Annotated in this window: 17 protein-coding genes; 8 read left to right on the top strand and 9 right to left on the bottom strand. The window is 64.2% G+C overall.

The features are described from left to right. Nucleotides 1–7: 7 nt before the first annotated feature. Nucleotides 8–1,156, bottom strand: a complete 1,149-nt coding sequence (locus tag ACR9ZN_RS16505; RefSeq protein ID WP_481272696.1) for a M24 family metallopeptidase — start codon at nt 1,154–1,156, stop codon at nt 8–10. Between the two features lie 29 nt (nt 1,157–1,185). Next, on the bottom strand, nt 1,186–1,971 hold the full coding sequence (gene pgeF, locus ACR9ZN_RS16500) for a peptidoglycan editing factor PgeF (protein WP_481272695.1): 786 nt from the start codon (nt 1,969–1,971) through the stop codon (nt 1,186–1,188). Between the two features lie 179 nt (nt 1,972–2,150). Between pgeF and ACR9ZN_RS16495 the strand changes: the two genes are divergently transcribed. Further along, nucleotides 2,151–2,726: a DUF992 domain-containing protein gene (locus tag ACR9ZN_RS16495; RefSeq protein ID WP_434957483.1), complete on the top strand. Its 576-nt coding sequence runs from the start codon at nt 2,151–2,153 to the stop codon at nt 2,724–2,726. A gap of 17 nt (nt 2,727–2,743) precedes the next feature. Here ACR9ZN_RS16495 and ACR9ZN_RS16490 read toward each other — a convergent pair whose 3' ends face one another. Next, the gene (locus tag ACR9ZN_RS16490) at nt 2,744–3,844 is read right to left on the bottom strand and encodes a class I SAM-dependent methyltransferase (RefSeq protein WP_481272694.1); all 1,101 of its coding nucleotides are present in this window, start codon (nt 3,842–3,844) and stop codon (nt 2,744–2,746) included. After that, a complete protein-coding gene (gene lgt, locus ACR9ZN_RS16485; RefSeq protein WP_481272693.1) occupies nt 3,841–4,704 on the bottom strand; it encodes a prolipoprotein diacylglyceryl transferase in 864 nt (287 codons plus the stop codon). The genes ACR9ZN_RS16490 and lgt overlap by 4 nt, the downstream gene beginning before the upstream one ends. Nucleotides 4,705–4,814: 110 nt before the next feature. Here lgt and ACR9ZN_RS16480 point away from each other — a divergent pair, with 110 nt between their 5' ends. The 5 genes from ACR9ZN_RS16480 (at nt 4,815) to ACR9ZN_RS16460 (ending at nt 7,908) form a co-directional block, all read left to right on the top strand. Then, complete coding sequence (locus tag ACR9ZN_RS16480; protein WP_434957480.1) at nt 4,815–5,069, top strand: accessory factor UbiK family protein; 255 nt, start codon at nt 4,815–4,817, stop codon at nt 5,067–5,069. 179 nt (nt 5,070–5,248) lie between these two features. Continuing rightward, nucleotides 5,249–5,749 carry a type III secretion system chaperone family protein gene (locus ACR9ZN_RS16475; protein WP_068288472.1) on the top strand — a complete coding sequence of 167 codons (501 nt, stop codon included), beginning with the start codon at nt 5,249–5,251 and terminating at the stop codon, nt 5,747–5,749. Between the two features lie 135 nt (nt 5,750–5,884). Next, the gene (gene proC / locus ACR9ZN_RS16470; protein WP_481272692.1) at nt 5,885–6,712 is read left to right on the top strand and encodes a pyrroline-5-carboxylate reductase; all 828 of its coding nucleotides are present in this window, start codon (nt 5,885–5,887) and stop codon (nt 6,710–6,712) included. A 96-nt stretch (nt 6,713–6,808) separates the two neighbouring features. After that, nucleotides 6,809–7,549 carry a TetR/AcrR family transcriptional regulator gene (locus ACR9ZN_RS16465; protein ID WP_481272691.1) on the top strand — a complete coding sequence of 247 codons (741 nt, stop codon included), beginning with the start codon at nt 6,809–6,811 and terminating at the stop codon, nt 7,547–7,549. Then, nucleotides 7,546–7,908 carry a tRNA-binding protein gene (locus ACR9ZN_RS16460; RefSeq protein WP_434957477.1) on the top strand — a complete coding sequence of 121 codons (363 nt, stop codon included), beginning with the start codon at nt 7,546–7,548 and terminating at the stop codon, nt 7,906–7,908. Before ACR9ZN_RS16465 ends, ACR9ZN_RS16460 begins: the two co-directional genes overlap by 4 nt. A gap of 78 nt (nt 7,909–7,986) precedes the next feature. On the opposite strand, the gene ACR9ZN_RS16455 is transcribed toward ACR9ZN_RS16460, so the two are convergent. After that, a complete protein-coding gene (locus tag ACR9ZN_RS16455; RefSeq protein WP_481272690.1) occupies nt 7,987–9,177 on the bottom strand; it encodes an acetyl-CoA C-acyltransferase in 1,191 nt (396 codons plus the stop codon). Between the two features lie 93 nt (nt 9,178–9,270). On the opposite strand from ACR9ZN_RS16455, the gene ACR9ZN_RS16450 reads away from it, so the two are divergent. Both ACR9ZN_RS16450 and ACR9ZN_RS16445 read left to right on the top strand, forming a co-directional pair. Further along, nucleotides 9,271–10,080 (top strand): alpha/beta fold hydrolase, encoded by an 810-nt coding sequence (locus tag ACR9ZN_RS16450; RefSeq protein WP_481272689.1) that lies wholly within the window; start codon nt 9,271–9,273, stop codon nt 10,078–10,080. Next, nucleotides 10,070–10,678: a TetR/AcrR family transcriptional regulator gene (locus tag ACR9ZN_RS16445; protein ID WP_481272688.1), complete on the top strand. Its 609-nt coding sequence runs from the start codon at nt 10,070–10,072 to the stop codon at nt 10,676–10,678. The genes ACR9ZN_RS16450 and ACR9ZN_RS16445 overlap by 11 nt, the downstream gene beginning before the upstream one ends. A gap of 25 nt (nt 10,679–10,703) precedes the next feature. Here the strand turns inward: ACR9ZN_RS16445 and ACR9ZN_RS16440 are convergent, their stop codons facing one another. The 4 genes from ACR9ZN_RS16440 to ACR9ZN_RS16425 form a co-directional block, all read right to left on the bottom strand. Then, nucleotides 10,704–11,270: a hypothetical protein gene (locus ACR9ZN_RS16440; RefSeq protein ID WP_481272687.1), complete on the bottom strand. Its 567-nt coding sequence runs from the start codon at nt 11,268–11,270 to the stop codon at nt 10,704–10,706. 143 nt (nt 11,271–11,413) lie between these two features. Beyond that, on the bottom strand, nt 11,414–12,808 hold the full coding sequence (locus ACR9ZN_RS16435) for an ATP-binding protein (RefSeq protein ID WP_434959678.1): 1,395 nt from the start codon (nt 12,806–12,808) through the stop codon (nt 11,414–11,416). 53 nt (nt 12,809–12,861) lie between these two features. Next, nucleotides 12,862–13,575: a response regulator gene (locus tag ACR9ZN_RS16430; protein WP_434957472.1), complete on the bottom strand. Its 714-nt coding sequence runs from the start codon at nt 13,573–13,575 to the stop codon at nt 12,862–12,864. After that, nucleotides 13,572–14,123 carry a MarR family winged helix-turn-helix transcriptional regulator gene (locus tag ACR9ZN_RS16425; RefSeq protein ID WP_434957471.1) on the bottom strand — a complete coding sequence of 184 codons (552 nt, stop codon included), beginning with the start codon at nt 14,121–14,123 and terminating at the stop codon, nt 13,572–13,574. Before ACR9ZN_RS16425 ends, ACR9ZN_RS16430 begins: the two co-directional genes overlap by 4 nt. Nucleotides 14,124–14,536: the final 413 nt, after the last annotated feature.

Raw genomic sequence — 14,536 nt, 5'->3', positions numbered from 1 at the left:
CGTCGCATCAGCGCATCTGCAATCCGGCATCGGCTCCGTTCAACACTTCGCTGCCATTCTGGGTCGTCAGGCTGGTGCGCCCGAGGCACATGGCGGTGCCGCTGTCGGAATCCATCAGGATCATATGGGCGAACATCACCATGCCCGGCTCCAGCACCCAGTCATTGCCCTCGTAGAACATCGGCCGGTCCATCCAGGAGGGCGTGAACTTGGCGCCGAGCGAATAGCCGCAGGCGGCAAGCCGATGGTTTTCAAGCCCATGCGAATCCATCACCCGGGCATGGGCGGCGAAGACGTCGCCGGCTGTGCGCCCCGGCCGAATCTCAGCCTCGCAGGCGAGAAGGGCTTCATGCGCAGCCGTGTAAAGCTCGCTGTGGCGGGGCGAGACGTCGCCCACGGTGACCGTGCGCATCAGCGCCGCATGATAGTGCCTGTAGACGCCTGCGAATTCGAGCGTGATCTGGTCGCGCTCGGCGAGCTTGCGGCGGCCGCTCTTGTAGCGGCAGAGCAGGGCGTCGCGTCCCGAACCGATGATGAACTCGTTGGCGGGGTAGTCGCCGCCAGCCGAGAAGATGGCATTGTGCTGGGCTGCGAGGATATCACCCTCGTCCGCGCCAGGAAACACGGCGGCGATGCCGGCCGCATCGGCGGCATCCGAGAGGCGGGCCGCTTCGCGCACATAGGCGATTTCGGCAGCCGACTTGACGGCTCGTAGATGGGCGATGACATCGGAGGCATCGATCAGTTCGAAATCGCCGGCGAAGGCCGCCTCCAGCTTGCGGCCATTGGCATGGGTGAGGCCGTAGGAATCGAACTCCGCGCCGATGCGGCCGCCGGTCACGCCGAGATCGCGCACCATGGCCAGGAGCTGCTGGGCCGGAGTTGCATCCTTGCTATCGGTCCAGATGCGGATGTCGCTGAGAATCGAGGTGTGCTGGGCCTGGCGCAGATCGGCCGTCCGCGTGAGCAGGGCCATCGTGCCGTCGGCGCGGACCAGCAGGGACTGGAAGAAGCAGAAACCGAACGTATCGTAGCCGGTGAGCCAATACATGCTCTCCTGCGCAAAGAGCAGCATGGCGTCGAGCTTGCGCGCGGCCATCTCGGCCTGCAGGCGCTTCAGGCGCGCGGTGAATTCGTCGTTTGAAAAATGCAGCATGGCAGATCCTGCCTCGAATCCCGTTCCTGTCAGTCCACCAGAGCGATAGCATGCAGCAGGCGGCCATAATCGGGCTCCTTGCGATGGGTTACCCGGCGATAGGAGAAGAAGCGTTCCTCATCCTGATAGGTGCACAGCGCCATGTCCTCGAAGCGGCCGATCCCGGCGGCTGTGAGCCGCATGGTGATATAGGCAGGCAGGTCGAACATGGCGTGGCCGGCATTGGGGCTCGGGCCAAAGAAACGTTCATTGTCGGTATCGGCTTCGATGAAGCGCTCCCTGAATTCGGGGCCGACCTCGTAGGCCGCGCGCGAGATCATGGGGCCAAGCACCGCGACGATGTCGCCGCGCGTGGCGCCGAGGCCCACCATGGCGTCGAGCGTGGTTTCGAGCACGCCTGTGAAGGCGCCCTTCCAGCCGGCATGGGCCGCGCCGATCACGCCGGCTTTTGCATCGGCGAACAGGACGGGACCGCAATCGGCGGTGGCGACGGCCAGAGCGAGATTGCGCTCGCGCGTCACCATGGCGTCGACCTTGGGCGCATGCTCGCGGGACCAGGGGGCGGTGACGGTGACCACGTTGGGTGAATGCACCTGATAACAGGTGATGAAGCGGTCACGTGGCACGCCGAGGCTGTCGGCCATGCGGCCCCGGTTCTCACGGACATGATCGGGAACGTCGTCGGAGCCCGATCCCCCGTTGAGGGAGGCGTAGATGCCGGCCGATACACCTCCCTGGCGCGTGAAGAAGCCGTGGCGGATGCCGGGCAGGTCGAGGGCGGCGTGCTGGAGCGCGATGGCGGGCGAATCGATCATGGCGGCAGGATCGGGAGGAAGGCGGGGGATGTCAAACGGGTGCCGGGAAGGAAGTCGATGCCAGCCAGGATTGTGACGCCGGCGATTTCGCTCCGGGAACCGTTGCGTTTTGAAGCCGTTGGTTCAAAGTGCTCAGCTATCTGGCCGTGGCCAGAAAGATTTGTTGAAATAGGTGCCCCATGAAAATCACGAAAATCCTGCCCGCCCTCGCGCTGGCGGCCTTGCTGGCGCCTGCGGCGGCCGGCTCCGCACAGGCGGCCGTCAGGACGGGAACGCTCACCTGCGATATCGGCGGCGGCATCGGCGTGGTGCTGGGTTCGCGCAAGTCGGTGTCCTGCCGGTTCTCGGACTTCAACGGCTACAGCGAACTCTATGATGGTACCATCACCAAGATCGGCGTGGATGTCGGTTTCACCTTCGGTGGCCGAATGGTCTGGGCCGTGTTCGAACCCTCCAACCGCCACGCGCCCTTGGGCGGCAATTATGCCGGCGTGTCGGCCGAGGCCAGCGCCGCGGTCGGTGTCGGGGCCAATGTGCTGCTCGGCGGCGGCAATGGCGGTGTGACGCTGCAGCCGATCTCGGTGCAGGGGCAGACTGGCCTCAACGCTTCGGCCGGCATTGGCAGCCTGCATATCCGCCCGGTCGCGGCGCCGGTGATCATTCAGTCTGAGCGGGTCTATCGCCCCCGCCACAAGGCGCATCGGCATCACTACAAGGCGAAGAAGCATCGCAAGAGCTGCCGCTGCAAGGTGTGAGGCTGACCGGGCCTTTCTCAGCTTCGCTGGGTTCCTGGCGCTGAAACGGCCAGCACCTTGAACAGCGAGCCCATGGCGCGCGGGGCATCGTCGGTGAGGCGTTCGAGCGCCTTGGCAATCGCCTCTGCCTGCTCCGGCGTGGCATGGCGGCTGAGATTGGCCGCCATCGGGCGGATGCCGAGTTCGTTGAGGAATTGCGCCTGCGTGGCGAGGATGTCGATCGCAAGGCGCTTGTCGGCGGCGATCCGCGCCAGTGTCTCGAAACAGACATGGGTGGTGAGATCGGCTTCGCCGGGCCGGGCCAACGGGTCGACGAAGGCATGCGCCGCCATGGCCTGCAGCGTGTCGCCGACGCCGAATTCAAGATGGCCATAGTCGATGATCAGGGCAGCACCGCCGAATCGGGCGAGCCGATCGCAGAGGCCAGCCATCACCTGCGAACCGGCTTCCGGGTATTCGACGATGGTGCCGTCGAGTGCGGTGTTAGAAAGGGAAGGGGCCTGGCTGGCCGGCACGGGCTCGGCAGCGAGGCCGAAGGCCAGTTCGTCATCGACCAGGCCGACGAGACGTTCATGCCAGTGTCCGCTGCGATGGACCAGTTGATGCACGGGCAAGGCATCGAAGAACTCGTTGGCGATGACGATCGATGGCCCGTCCGGCAAGGTGGCGATGTCGTCGTGCCAGATCGGAGATCGGCCGGCGGGGCTGGGGCCGAGAGCCTCGGCCAAGATGGTGGCTTGGGCCTTGCGCAGCGTGGGGCTGGTCTCGACCAGATGCAGTTCGATGGCGGCTGCAAAGGCCGGCAGGACCTTGCCGATGGCACGCAGCGCATCCGCCATCAGCGTGCCGCGTCCCGGCCCCAATTCCACCAGGCCGATATGGGTGGGCGAACCCAGGATCATCCAGCGATGGGCAGCCCACAGGCCGAGGATCTCGCCGAACATCTGGCTGATCTCGGGAGCAGTGATGAAGTCCCCGGCGGCGCCGAGCGGATCGCGCGTGATGTAATAGCCGTGACGGGGATGGCCGAGCGCGAGCGCCATATAGCGCGCTACGTCGATCGGCCCGTCCTGGCGGATGAGATCCTTGATTTCGCGGGCGAGCGGCGTTTCGCTCATGCCGATTTGGGCGTGTCGGAGGCCTTTGGCGCCTCGGGCCGATGCATCAGGGCGTAGATCACCAGGCCAAGGCCGGCCACGATCATCGGCACGGAGTAGGCCTGGCCGATAGTCAGCACATTTTGAATCCACCAGCCGTCCGGCTCGCGATAAAGTTCGCTGAAGGAGCGGGCGGCGGCATAGCCGATACCGAACAGGCCGGCGATCAAGCCGGGCCGTTTCAAGGCGCCGAAGCGTGTCATGACGGCAAACAGCACGAACAGAGCAAGGCCCTCCAGAGCGGCCTCGATCAACTGGCTCGGATAGCGCGGCGTCGGTCCCTGTTGGGGCACCAGGGCGAAGGGGCTCGAAGGCGAGATCACGCCCCAGTAAGATCCCCAGGCTGGCCGACCCCACAATTCGTCATTGATGAAATTGGCGATGCGGCCGAGAAACAGGCCAATCGGCGCCACGCAAGCGGCAATGTCGAGATAGGACAGGATCGGAATCTTGTTGCGCCAGGCGAACAGGATGATCGCGAGGGCCGCGCCCAGGAAGCCGCCATGGAAGGCCATGCCGCCCTCCCAGACCTTGAAGATCTCGATCGGATTGGCGAGATAATAATCGGGCTCGTAAAGCAGCATGCCGAGCCGCCCGCCGACCACCACGCCGAGCGTGACCCAGATCAAGAGGTCGTCGAATTGCAGCTTGGTGCCGGGTTGTACCAGCCAAAGCCTGGCATTGCCGATCAGGCGACGTCCGTACCACCAGCCGCCGAGCAGGCCGAAAATATAGGCCAGCGCATACCAGCGGACGACGAGGGGGCCGATGCTGAAAATTTCGGGGTGGATGTAGGGGACGATGAAATATTGCTCAGGCATGGGTGCCTTTTGGTGACTAGAGGTGACAGCGTCAAGGCAGAAGCTTCTATCGGGGCCAAGCTTTTATCGAGGTCTGGCCCGTGCTATCGACGCCGCAAAGGAGTTTCGTGATGCCACAGCAATCCGGCCGTATCTATGACGAGTTCGCCAAATTGATGACCGACGCCGCCGGCGTAGCCCAGGGCGTGCGCCGGGAAGTCGACAGCGTCGTGCGCAGCCAGGCCGAGCGCATCATGCGCGATCTCGACTATGTCCGCCGCGACGAGTTCGACGCCGTGCGCGAGATGGCGATCAAGGCCCGCGACGAAAACGAACGTCTCGCCGCCCGTGTCGCCGAGCTCGAGGCCAAGCTTGCTGCACGCTGAGCGCAAGACTGTCCCGCCGTGCGACAATAAGACCGGCTAAGAATGAGAGGCCTCCTTGTGGACGGCGGGAACGAATCCTTGCCGATTCAGCCCGAATGCCTGAACTCTCCCCTCACAGGCTGCGTATCGATCGGTGTTCGCAGCGCCAATGCGCCTCCTCGGAGGCGCCGGGAGTTGCAATGTCGGTAATCGAGCTCCAGAGCGAGCGGGCCGGTCATCCGGTTGATCTCGTCGAACATCTGGCGAGTCTTCATGACTGGGCTTTCGACAGACTCGGCGAAGATGAGATCTCCATCGTCGTGAAGGGGCATGGCTGCGACTATGCTGTCTCCTTCACCTGGATGGACGATATCGAGTCGCTGCATCTGGCCTGCTCCTTCGACGCCAAGATTCCCAAGCGTCGCCACGCCGATCTCCTGCAGACGATTGCGCTCGTCAACGAACAGTTGTGGATCGGCCATTTCGACGTCTGGAACGCTGATCAGGTCATCATGTATCGCCATGCCCTGTTCCTGGCCGGCGGCGCCGAGGCCACGCCGCGCCAGTGCGAAGCCCTGATCGAGATCGCGGTGGAAACTTGCGAACGCTATTTCCAGGCCTTCCAGTTCGTGATCTGGGCCGGCAAGACCCCCAAGGAAGCGCTCGAGGCCGTGCTGTTCGAGACCGTGGGCGAAGCTTGATGTACGGTTGCATGGTCGTTTGACCGAGCGCGGGAAACGCGGAGTGTTGGCCTCTGGTCGACAAATGTCAGCCGGAGGCTGACACTCCCGACACCCTTTCCCCCTCGGCATTCCCCATTCGCAGGAGTTTTTCCCATGGCTGAGACATTGGACATTGGCGGCAAGCTGTTGCTGCTGGGCGCCGGCAAGATGGGCGGGGCCATGCTGGAGGGGTGGCTGAAGCTCGGCCTCGATCCCGCCCAGGTGGCGGTTATCGATCCGCATTTGCCGCCGGAGGTTGCCGGTGACCTTGCCGTGAAAGGTGTCGCGGTCAACCCGATGCTGGCCTCCTTCGGCACGCCGGCCGTGGTGCTCCTGGCGATCAAGCCTCAGATGATGGATGTCGCCATGGCCTCCGTCGCGCCGCTGTTCGGGCCTGATACCCTCGCCGTCTCCATCATGGCGGGCAAGACCATCGCCAGCATCGCGGCGCTGCTGCCGGCCGATACCGCCGTCGTGCGCGCCATGCCGAACACGCCGGCGGCCGTCGGCCGCGGTATCACGGCCGCGGTGTCGAATGCCTTCGTCACCGCTGACCAGGAACGGGCCGCCGATGCTCTGCTGCGGGCGACCGGCGCGGTCGAGTGGGTTGTGGATGAAAGCCTCATCGATGCGGTGACGGCCGTCTCCGGATCGGGGCCGGCCTATGTCTTCCATCTCGTCGAGGCCATGGCCGAAGCCGGAGCGGCGGCGGGGCTCCCCGCCGATCTCGCCATGCGGCTGGCGCGCGCCACCGTGGCGGGTTCCGGCGAATTGCTGCACCAGTCTGATCTGCCGGCCGCCACGCTGCGGCAGAACGTCACCAGCCCGGGCGGCACCACCGCGGCGGCTCTGGACGTGCTGATGGCTGAAAACGGCTTGACGCCGCTGATGAAGCGGGCGGTCGAGGCGGCACGCCGGCGCGCGGGCGAACTCGCTTCCTGACGGACAGAAGGGCTCCTGTCTGCCAATGCGCCGCATTGATCCGGCTCGCGATCGGCCTATCTTAGGATGGGCAAACCAGAAAGCGAGGTCTGAGCCATGGTTGCCAAGTCGAAAGCAGACAATGCCGTCGATCCGCGTCAGGCTGCGATCGAGGCCTTGCTGGCGTTGTGCGCCGACAATCCCTGGGGCGAGATCGGTCTGGCCGATATTGCCGAGAAGGCGGGGCTGTCCCTGTCGCAATTGCGCGGCCTCTATCCCTCCAAGGGAGCCATCCTCGCCGCTTATGCGCGCCAGGTCGACCAGAAGGTGCTCGAAGGCATTGACGAGAGCATGGCCGCGGAACCGGCCCGCGAGAGGTTGTTCGACATTCTGATGCGACGCATCGATGTGCTTTCGCCGCATAAGACGGCCATCGCCAACATTTCCAGGGCCTTCGCACTCGATCCCCTCGCGTTGACCGCCTGGAACCGTGTCGTCACCAATTCGATGCAGTGGATGCTGACGGCTGCCGATATCGACGCCGAGGGCCCGATGGGAGCTGTGCGCGCGCAGGGGCTGGCGCTGGCCTGGGCCCGCATCGTCAAGGTCTGGCTGAAGGACGAGGATGAGGGCCTGGCCACGACGATGAAGGAAGTCGATCGGCAGCTTCGTTCGGGCGAGCGCTGGATGGAGCGGGCCGACGATCTCTGCCAGATCTTCGCGCCGTTCCGCCGCATTGCCGAACGCTCCCATGCGCGCCGTGCCCGCATGCGCGAAAGGCTGCGCGAGCGTTTTCACGATTTCGCCGATTCTCGCCGGCGGGGCAGGGATGATCGCGACGATGCGGAGGCGGTGTGAGTACGAGTAACGGGCAGCCGGCAGCGGAGATCGGCTTCGACGATTTCCTCAAGGTTGATATTCGCATCGGCACGGTGCTGGAGGCGGTGCCCCTCGAAGGGGCCCGCAAGCCGGCCTACCGGATGCGGATCGATTTCGGCGATGAGATCGGCATCAAGGCTTCATCAGCCCAGCTTACCGCGCTCTACAATGCCGAGGAACTGGTCGGGCGCCAGGTAATGGCGGTGGTCAATTTCCCACCGCGCCAGATTGGCAAATTCATGTCACAGGTGTTGACGCTCGGCTTTCCTGGCGCCGACGGTGCCGTCGTGCTGGCGACGCCGGAACGCAGCGCCCCGAACGGCTCGCGCTTGTTCTGACAATGGAGTGAGGGGCAGCGCGACATCCGCGGAAGAATGGGCGGTTACCCAAACGCCTGCGCCCCCGGTCACCTCCAATTACACGATCCTCTCGATCGCGATGGCGGTCGCCTCCCCGCCGCCGATGCAGAGCGAGGCGATACCGCGCTTGAGGCCGTTGCCGGCGAGGGCGTGCAGCAAAGTGACGATGATGCGCGCGCCGGTGGCGCCGATCGGATGACCGAGAGCGCAGGCGCCGCCATGGATGTTGAGCCGGTCGGCTGGGATGTCGAGGTCGCGTCGGGCCGCCATGGCCACCGCTGCGAAAGCCTCGTTGATCTCGAACAGGTCGACATCGCCGACGCTCCAGCCGGTGCGTTCGAGCAGCTTGCGGATGGCCGGGATCGGCGCCGTGGTGAACCAGGCCGGATCCTGGCTGTGGGTGGCATGGCCCTTGATCTCGGCAAGCACGGGCAGTCCATCACGATCGGCGATGGAGCGGCGGGTGAGGATGAGAGCAGCCGCGCCATCGGCATTGGCCGACGAGCTTGCGGCGGTGATGGTACCGTCCTTGCGGAAGGCCGGCCTGAGCTGCGGGATCTTGTCGGGTGAGACCTTGAGCGGGTTCTCGTCGTCGGCAATCAGCCTGGGGCCGCCTTTGCCGGGCACCTCCACCGGCGTGATCTCGGCGGTGAAGGCGCCGGTTTCGATCGCCTTGCGGGCGCGGGTCAGGGTCTCCACCGCATAGGCGTCCTGGTCATCGCGGCTAAGCTGATAGGCCTGTGCCGTCGCCTCGCCGAAATCGCCCATCGGGCGGCCACCCTCATAGGCATCCTCCAGGCCGTCGAGCATCATGTGGTCGAGAAGGCGGTCATGGCCCATGCGGTAGCCGCTGCGCGCCTTGGCCAGCAGATAGGGCGCATTCGACATCGACTCCATGCCTCCCGTCACCACGATATCGGCGGAGCCGGCGCGAATGAGATCATGACCGAGCATCGCGGCCTTCATGCCGGAGCCGCACACCTTGTTGACGGTCGTTGCGCCCGTGGCGTCGGGCAGTCCCGCATTGCGGGCGGCCTGACGGGCGGGTGCCTGGCCAAGACCGGCGGGGAGCACGCAGCCCAGCACGACCTCGTCCACGCGGTCGGCGGCCAGGTTCGCCCGTGTCAGGGCCGCTTTCACGACATGGGCACCGAGCGCGGGGGAAGCCAGGCTCGAGAGATCGCCCTGGAAACGCCCCAGCGGGGTGCGTGTGGCGGAGACGATGACGACGGGGTCGCTGTTGGACATGGTTCAATCCTCGCTGGCGCAGGCACGGCGGAGTACCCATTGCATGATGAATGACATATTATATTATGATCATAATATAAAGAGGAGAAAGCCATGGATCTTTCGGAACGCGTCGACCCGCGCGAACTGGCTCTGCAGATGATTACGCCCCGGCGGCTTGCTCCGCGTGCCATTCCGCTTCCCAAAGGTGCGAACCGTTTTTCCGTGGCGCATGAAGGCGGCCTCGTCGCCGGGTGGCGCTGGGACCAAGGCGAGCCGGTGCTCCTGGTGCATGGCTGGGAAGCCTCCCATGTCGACATGCTTGCCTTCGTCGAACCCTTGCTGGCGCGCGGCCTTGGCGTGATTGCAATCGATCTGCCCGCCCATGGCGTGTCCGAGGGCGTGTCGGCGACCATTCCGCACATGGCCAGGGCCGTGGCCGCCGTCGGCAAGGCCTGCGGGCACCTGCATGGCGTGATCGGCCATTCCGTCGGAGGGCCGGTCCTGACCGTCGCACTCGCCGGAGGGCTGGATGCCGGGCGGGTCGTCCTGATCGCCTCACCAGCCAATTACGGCCGTCAGATGCGGGCTGCCGCGATGGCCTCGGGGGTCGTCGACACCATGGATCTCGCCCACCTGGCAGACGAACTCATTCGCCTGGGCACCGAACTGCCGATCATGGACCTGCCCAGTTTCGCCGAACGGTTGACGCAGCCAGCCCTTCTCATCCATTCCGGCGATGATCGCGTCGTCGCCATTAGCGAAGCCCGCGAGATCGCCAGATATTGGCGGGGATCGCGATTGATCGAGATGGATGGACTTGGCCATGGCCGCATTCTCGGCGATGCTGGCGTGATCGGCCACGCAGTGGATTTTCTGGCGGCGCGATTCCTGGTGGGAGACGAGGCTGTTCATGCGCTATGACAAGGGGCACAAGGACGAGACGCACCGGCATATTCTTGAAACCGCCGCGCTGCGTCTGTTGCGCGATGGCATCGACGGCACCGGCATTGCGCCGTTGATGGCGGATGCGGGCCTGACCCATGGCGGTTTCTACAGCCATTTCGCCTCGAAGGATGCCTTGGTTCGCGAAGCCGTCACCCATACGCTGACCCAACGGCGCGGCAAGTTGCGCCGCTCCGCCGAACGCGCCGATGATCCGATCGAGGGATTGATCCGCTATTATCTGCGTCCCATCCACCGGGATACGCCCGGGCAGGGCTGCGCAATCGCAGCGCTTTCCGGTGAGATTGCGCGCCAGTCCGAGAAGACCCGGGCTGCCTTTACCGAAGAGCTCTTCGGCAGCATCGGCGTGATCGCGGATCATCTGCCCGGTGGCGATGCCGAAGTGCGTCGCAGCACTGCGCTCGCCATCATGGCCCTGCTGGCGGGAACGCTGCAGCTTGCACGCGTCGTCCCCGATCCCGAACAGTCCGACGCGATCTTGGAGAACGGCGTCGAGGCGGCGCTGAAACTGGCTCGTGGCCCTGCCGTGGGCGATAAGGAAATCGGCGGGAAATAACCCTCTTCGTGTCGGCCTCTGGCCGTCATCGAGCCCAGCCCAGCTCTGCCAGCAGCAGGCGGGCGAGTTCCTCGGGTGAGCGACCGTCCGTCTCCAGCCTTATCGCTCCATTGTCCGCCTCTCCTGCCATGCGCTCTGCCTGTGCCAGCGTGCGCTCGAGCTGGTCGTCCAGTCCTGATCCGATTTCGCGCTGAATGAGGCGCTCGGTCAGCGTGGTTCCGTTGGCCTGCAGGCGCACGACGGTGATGCGCGCATCGGGAATGGCGGCAAGGATCCAGCGCCGGTCGAAGTCGAGATGCAGCATCACGCCCGACATGATCAGGCGCCGATGGCCGAGAGCGCGATAGGTCGCCCAGATCGCCGCCAGATTGAGCGTGCTGATATCGAGCGTGCCCGGACGCAGGCGCTCCAGGTCCGCTCGGCTTGGGCGCGGATACACCCTGTCGAGTTCGTCCGTCTCCACGATGGCATGGGCAATGCCGGCTGCCGCCAGTTGCCTCCCGACTTCCCAGGTCAGCGTCGACTTGCCGATCCCCGCGGGACCGGTGATCACTACGATGTTGACGGGATCGGGCGCGATGTCATTGGGCATGAGGCTTGGCATAGTCCTGGCGGATCGAGATGGTGTCTTACCAAGTCACCAAGATGCTGACGCCTCCGTACCTTGAACACCTGATGATTTTCGATTCCAAATCATGAGAAGGAACCAAAAGTCATCCCCGACGCCTCTTGGCATCAGACTGGAATGCGCACAATCGCCCTCAGGCCGCCCAACTGGCTGGTGGCAAGGGTGATGTCGCCGCCATGGAAGCGCGCGATGTCGCGCGCAATGGCGAGGCCGAGGCCGGTTCCGCCATGATCCTGGTTGCGGGCCTCGTCCAGCCGGAAGAAAGGCTTGAACACGTCCTCACGGCTTTCTTCGGGAACGCCGGGCCCGTCGTCATCGACGGTAACGATGAGATAGCGCTGCTCGCGCACGCCGGTGATGAGGATGGTCCTGGCAAAACGCTGGGCATTGGACACCAGATTGGTCAGGCAGCGCCGGAATGCGTCCGGACGCACCACCACGATGGGATCGCCCTGGAAGCTGACCCGTGCGTCCTGGCCCTGGCGCATGGCATTGGCGCGCAATTCCTCCAACAGGGCGGCGATGTCGGTGGCTTCGGCTTGCTCGGCCGCATCGCCGCGCGCGAAGGCGAGATAGGCCTCTAGCATGCGGCTCATCTCGTCGACGTCTTTCTGCAGGTCCTCATATTCGGGACTGCTTTCGTCGAGCAGGGCCAGCGAGAGTTTGAAGCGGGTGAGGATGGTGCGCATGTCATGCGAGACGCCGTTGAGCATGGCAGTGCGCTGTTCGAAGGCGCGCTCGACACGCCGGCGCATTTCGATGAAGGCACTGGCCGCCTGGCGCACCTCACGCGCACCGCGCGGACGGAAATTCTGGACATCGCGCCCCTTTCCGAAATCCTGCGCGGCATTGGCGAGCTGCTGGATCGGCCGAATCTGGTTGCGCAGGAACAGGATCGCCACTGTGATCAGGATCAGCGAGGAGCCGAGCATCCAGAGCAGATAGATATAGGAGTTGGAGGCGAAGGTCTGGCTGCGACGGGCAAAGACACGCAGCACGGCATCGTCGAGCTTGACGCGGATCTCGACGAAGTCCGAGCGGCCGACCGTATCGATCCAGAAAGGTAGGCCGATGCGCATGCGGATCTCGTCCGACAGCGCCTGGTCGAGAATGTCGAAAAAGGGGCGGGCGCCGCGTGGCGGCAAATCCTCGAGTGGACGAAACTCGATACCGAGTGCGAGCTGCTTTTGGGCCACCAGTTGGAGCAGGTCTGTCGTGTTCTTGTCATGGGGCATTTGCTGGTAGAGCTCGACGATCGCCGCGATGTCCTTGGTGGTGGCGGCCGATAGCCGCGCCGTCACGCCCTGCCAATATTTTTCCATGAACATATAGGTGACAATGGCCTGCAGCAGCACCATCGGCGTGATGATGATCAGCAGCGAGCGGGCATAAAGGCCCTTGGGCATGCGGTCGCCCAGCGCCGAAAGCACGCGCCCGGGACCAGCAGAGAGTTCACGTACCCTGGGCCAGGCAATGCGTGCGGCCTCGGAGACCCCGGACAGGCATTTGCGGAGCAGGGCCCCGGCAAACTGGAGGGCCGGCAGACGAGGCTCCATCACATGTCGACCATCAGGCGGTATCCGGTGCCGCGTACCGTCTGCAGATAGACGGGATTGCCCGGATCCCTCTCGATCTTGCGCCGCAGCCGATTCACCTGCACGTCGACGGTGCGTTCATTGGCGATGTCGGCGGCGGGGCCGGCGAGTGCCAGCCGATCGACCGTCTCGCGCGGAACTTCGACCAGCAGGCGCAGCATGTCGCGCTCGCGTTCGGTGATGCGGACTGTCTCGCCGCCCTGCTGGAGTTCGCCGCGCGAGACATGAAAGGTGAAGTCGCCAAAGGTGACGATGTCGCTCGCCGGTTCCGCCGGTGGCGGAGCAACCGCCCGTTTCAGGATGTTGTTGAGGCGCAGCAACAACTCGCGCGGCTCGAATGGCTTGGGCAGATAGTCGTCGGCGCCGATCTCCAGGCCCTTGATGCGATCGTCCGGATCGCCGCGCGCCGTCAGCATCAGGATCGGCACGCTGGAACTGCCGCGGATCCAGCGGGTCAGATCGAAGCCGTTCTCTCCCGGCATCATCACATCGACGATCATCAGGTCGAAGGTGAACGCCTCAATGCGCTGGCGGGCGCTGGCGGCATGCTCGGCCGTGGTTACGCGATAGCCATGCTCGCCGAGATAGCGCGAGAGCAGCGTACGGATGCGGCTGTCGTCATCGACCAGCAGGATATGGGGGGCGTCGTCGGGAAGGACGGCAACCTTGTTCATTTCTTTTCGCCCCGAATCTTGTCACCTCTGGTGACATTGCCGTGGATGAGCCGAGCGACTTCCGCCCGCCCGTCCGGATCGACCATGGCGAACAGGAAGCGTTGCGCCAGTTCGGGACCGGTCAGGCCGGCTTCGGAGAGCGCCCGCGCGATGCGTTGGGATTGAGTCGTTGCCAGCTCGACGGCCAGTTGCTTGCCTTTCACCGTGGTGGTCAGCAAGCGTTGGCGCCGGTCCTCCCGGCCTTCTCGCTGCAGGATGAAACCCTGGTCGACCAGGTCTTTCAGCACGCGGGCCAGCGACTGCTTGGTGATCTTCAGAATATCCAGCAATTCGGCGACAGTAAGATCCGGATTGCGGTCGACGAAATGCAGCACGCGGTGGTGGGCCCGCCCAAAGCCATAGGCTTCGAGGGCATGATCGGGATCCGCGACGAAATCCCGATAGGCGAAGAAGAAAAGTTCGATCAGCTCATAAAGCGGAGGCTCGCCCCGCTCGGTTTCCGAGCGAGGGGCGGGGGTAGGCGAGAACGAGAAATTTACGTCAGTCATATTGACATATTTTCGTCAGATCATTACGCAAACGGGGCTCACGGCGAAAGGATGTTCCGCAAGGGCGGGTGGAGACCTCAACGCGTGAAGTGCGGTGCCGTTTCCGGTACGAAACATAAGGGGATTTGGGCCCCGACGCAAAAGCGACGGTTGTTCTTATCCAGCCACGTCCCGAGCGGAAAAAGATGCTCGCGGCGAACGGAACAGTTTCCGCAACTGCCCGCCAATGGCTATAACATTGCGGTCATCAAGGTGTTTTGCGATCCGGCGGAGTTGCCGACAATTGCAAGGATACCTTGAGGCAAGGAGTTGGAGCAAACGAGCGCTCGGACATGAACGCGCTTTGCTCTAAAGCGTTTTGCGATTTGATGGAGTTGTCCAAAATCGCAAAGACGCGTCGAACTGAGAGTGAG

The sequence above is a fragment of the Labrys sp. HAY1-8F genome (assembly GCF_056754975.1).
Note: the sequence above shows the minus strand (reverse complement) of the source record. Positions and strands in the feature narration are given on the sequence as shown.

Bases quoted from the DNA above. Each gene is read 5' to 3' on its own strand.
- ACR9ZN_RS16465 (WP_481272691.1), top strand. From the start codon at position 6,809: ATGGTTGCCAAGTCGAAAGCAGACAATGCCGTCGATCCGCGTCAGGCT.
- ACR9ZN_RS16445 (WP_481272688.1), top strand. From the start codon at position 10,070: ATGCGCTATGACAAGGGGCACAAGGACGAGACGCACCGGCATATTCTT.
- ACR9ZN_RS16440 (WP_481272687.1), bottom strand. From the start codon at position 11,270: ATGCCCAATGACATCGCGCCCGATCCCGTCAACATCGTAGTGATCACC.
- proC (WP_481272692.1), top strand. From the start codon at position 5,885: ATGGCTGAGACATTGGACATTGGCGGCAAGCTGTTGCTGCTGGGCGCC.
- pgeF (WP_481272695.1), bottom strand. From the start codon at position 1,971: ATGATCGATTCGCCCGCCATCGCGCTCCAGCACGCCGCCCTCGACCTG.
- ACR9ZN_RS16455 (WP_481272690.1), bottom strand. From the start codon at position 9,177: ATGTCCAACAGCGACCCCGTCGTCATCGTCTCCGCCACACGCACCCCG.
- ACR9ZN_RS16490 (WP_481272694.1), bottom strand. From the start codon at position 3,844: ATGAGCGAAACGCCGCTCGCCCGCGAAATCAAGGATCTCATCCGCCAG.
- ACR9ZN_RS16475 (WP_068288472.1), top strand. From the start codon at position 5,249: ATGTCGGTAATCGAGCTCCAGAGCGAGCGGGCCGGTCATCCGGTTGAT.
- ACR9ZN_RS16425 (WP_434957471.1), bottom strand. From the start codon at position 14,123: ATGACTGACGTAAATTTCTCGTTCTCGCCTACCCCCGCCCCTCGCTCG.
- lgt (WP_481272693.1), bottom strand. From the start codon at position 4,704: ATGCCTGAGCAATATTTCATCGTCCCCTACATCCACCCCGAAATTTTC.
- ACR9ZN_RS16450 (WP_481272689.1), top strand. From the start codon at position 9,271: ATGGATCTTTCGGAACGCGTCGACCCGCGCGAACTGGCTCTGCAGATG.
- ACR9ZN_RS16505 (WP_481272696.1), bottom strand. From the start codon at position 1,156: ATGCTGCATTTTTCAAACGACGAATTCACCGCGCGCCTGAAGCGCCTG.
- ACR9ZN_RS16480 (WP_434957480.1), top strand. From the start codon at position 4,815: ATGCCACAGCAATCCGGCCGTATCTATGACGAGTTCGCCAAATTGATG.
- ACR9ZN_RS16430 (WP_434957472.1), bottom strand. From the start codon at position 13,575: ATGAACAAGGTTGCCGTCCTTCCCGACGACGCCCCCCATATCCTGCTG.
- ACR9ZN_RS16495 (WP_434957483.1), top strand. From the start codon at position 2,151: ATGAAAATCACGAAAATCCTGCCCGCCCTCGCGCTGGCGGCCTTGCTG.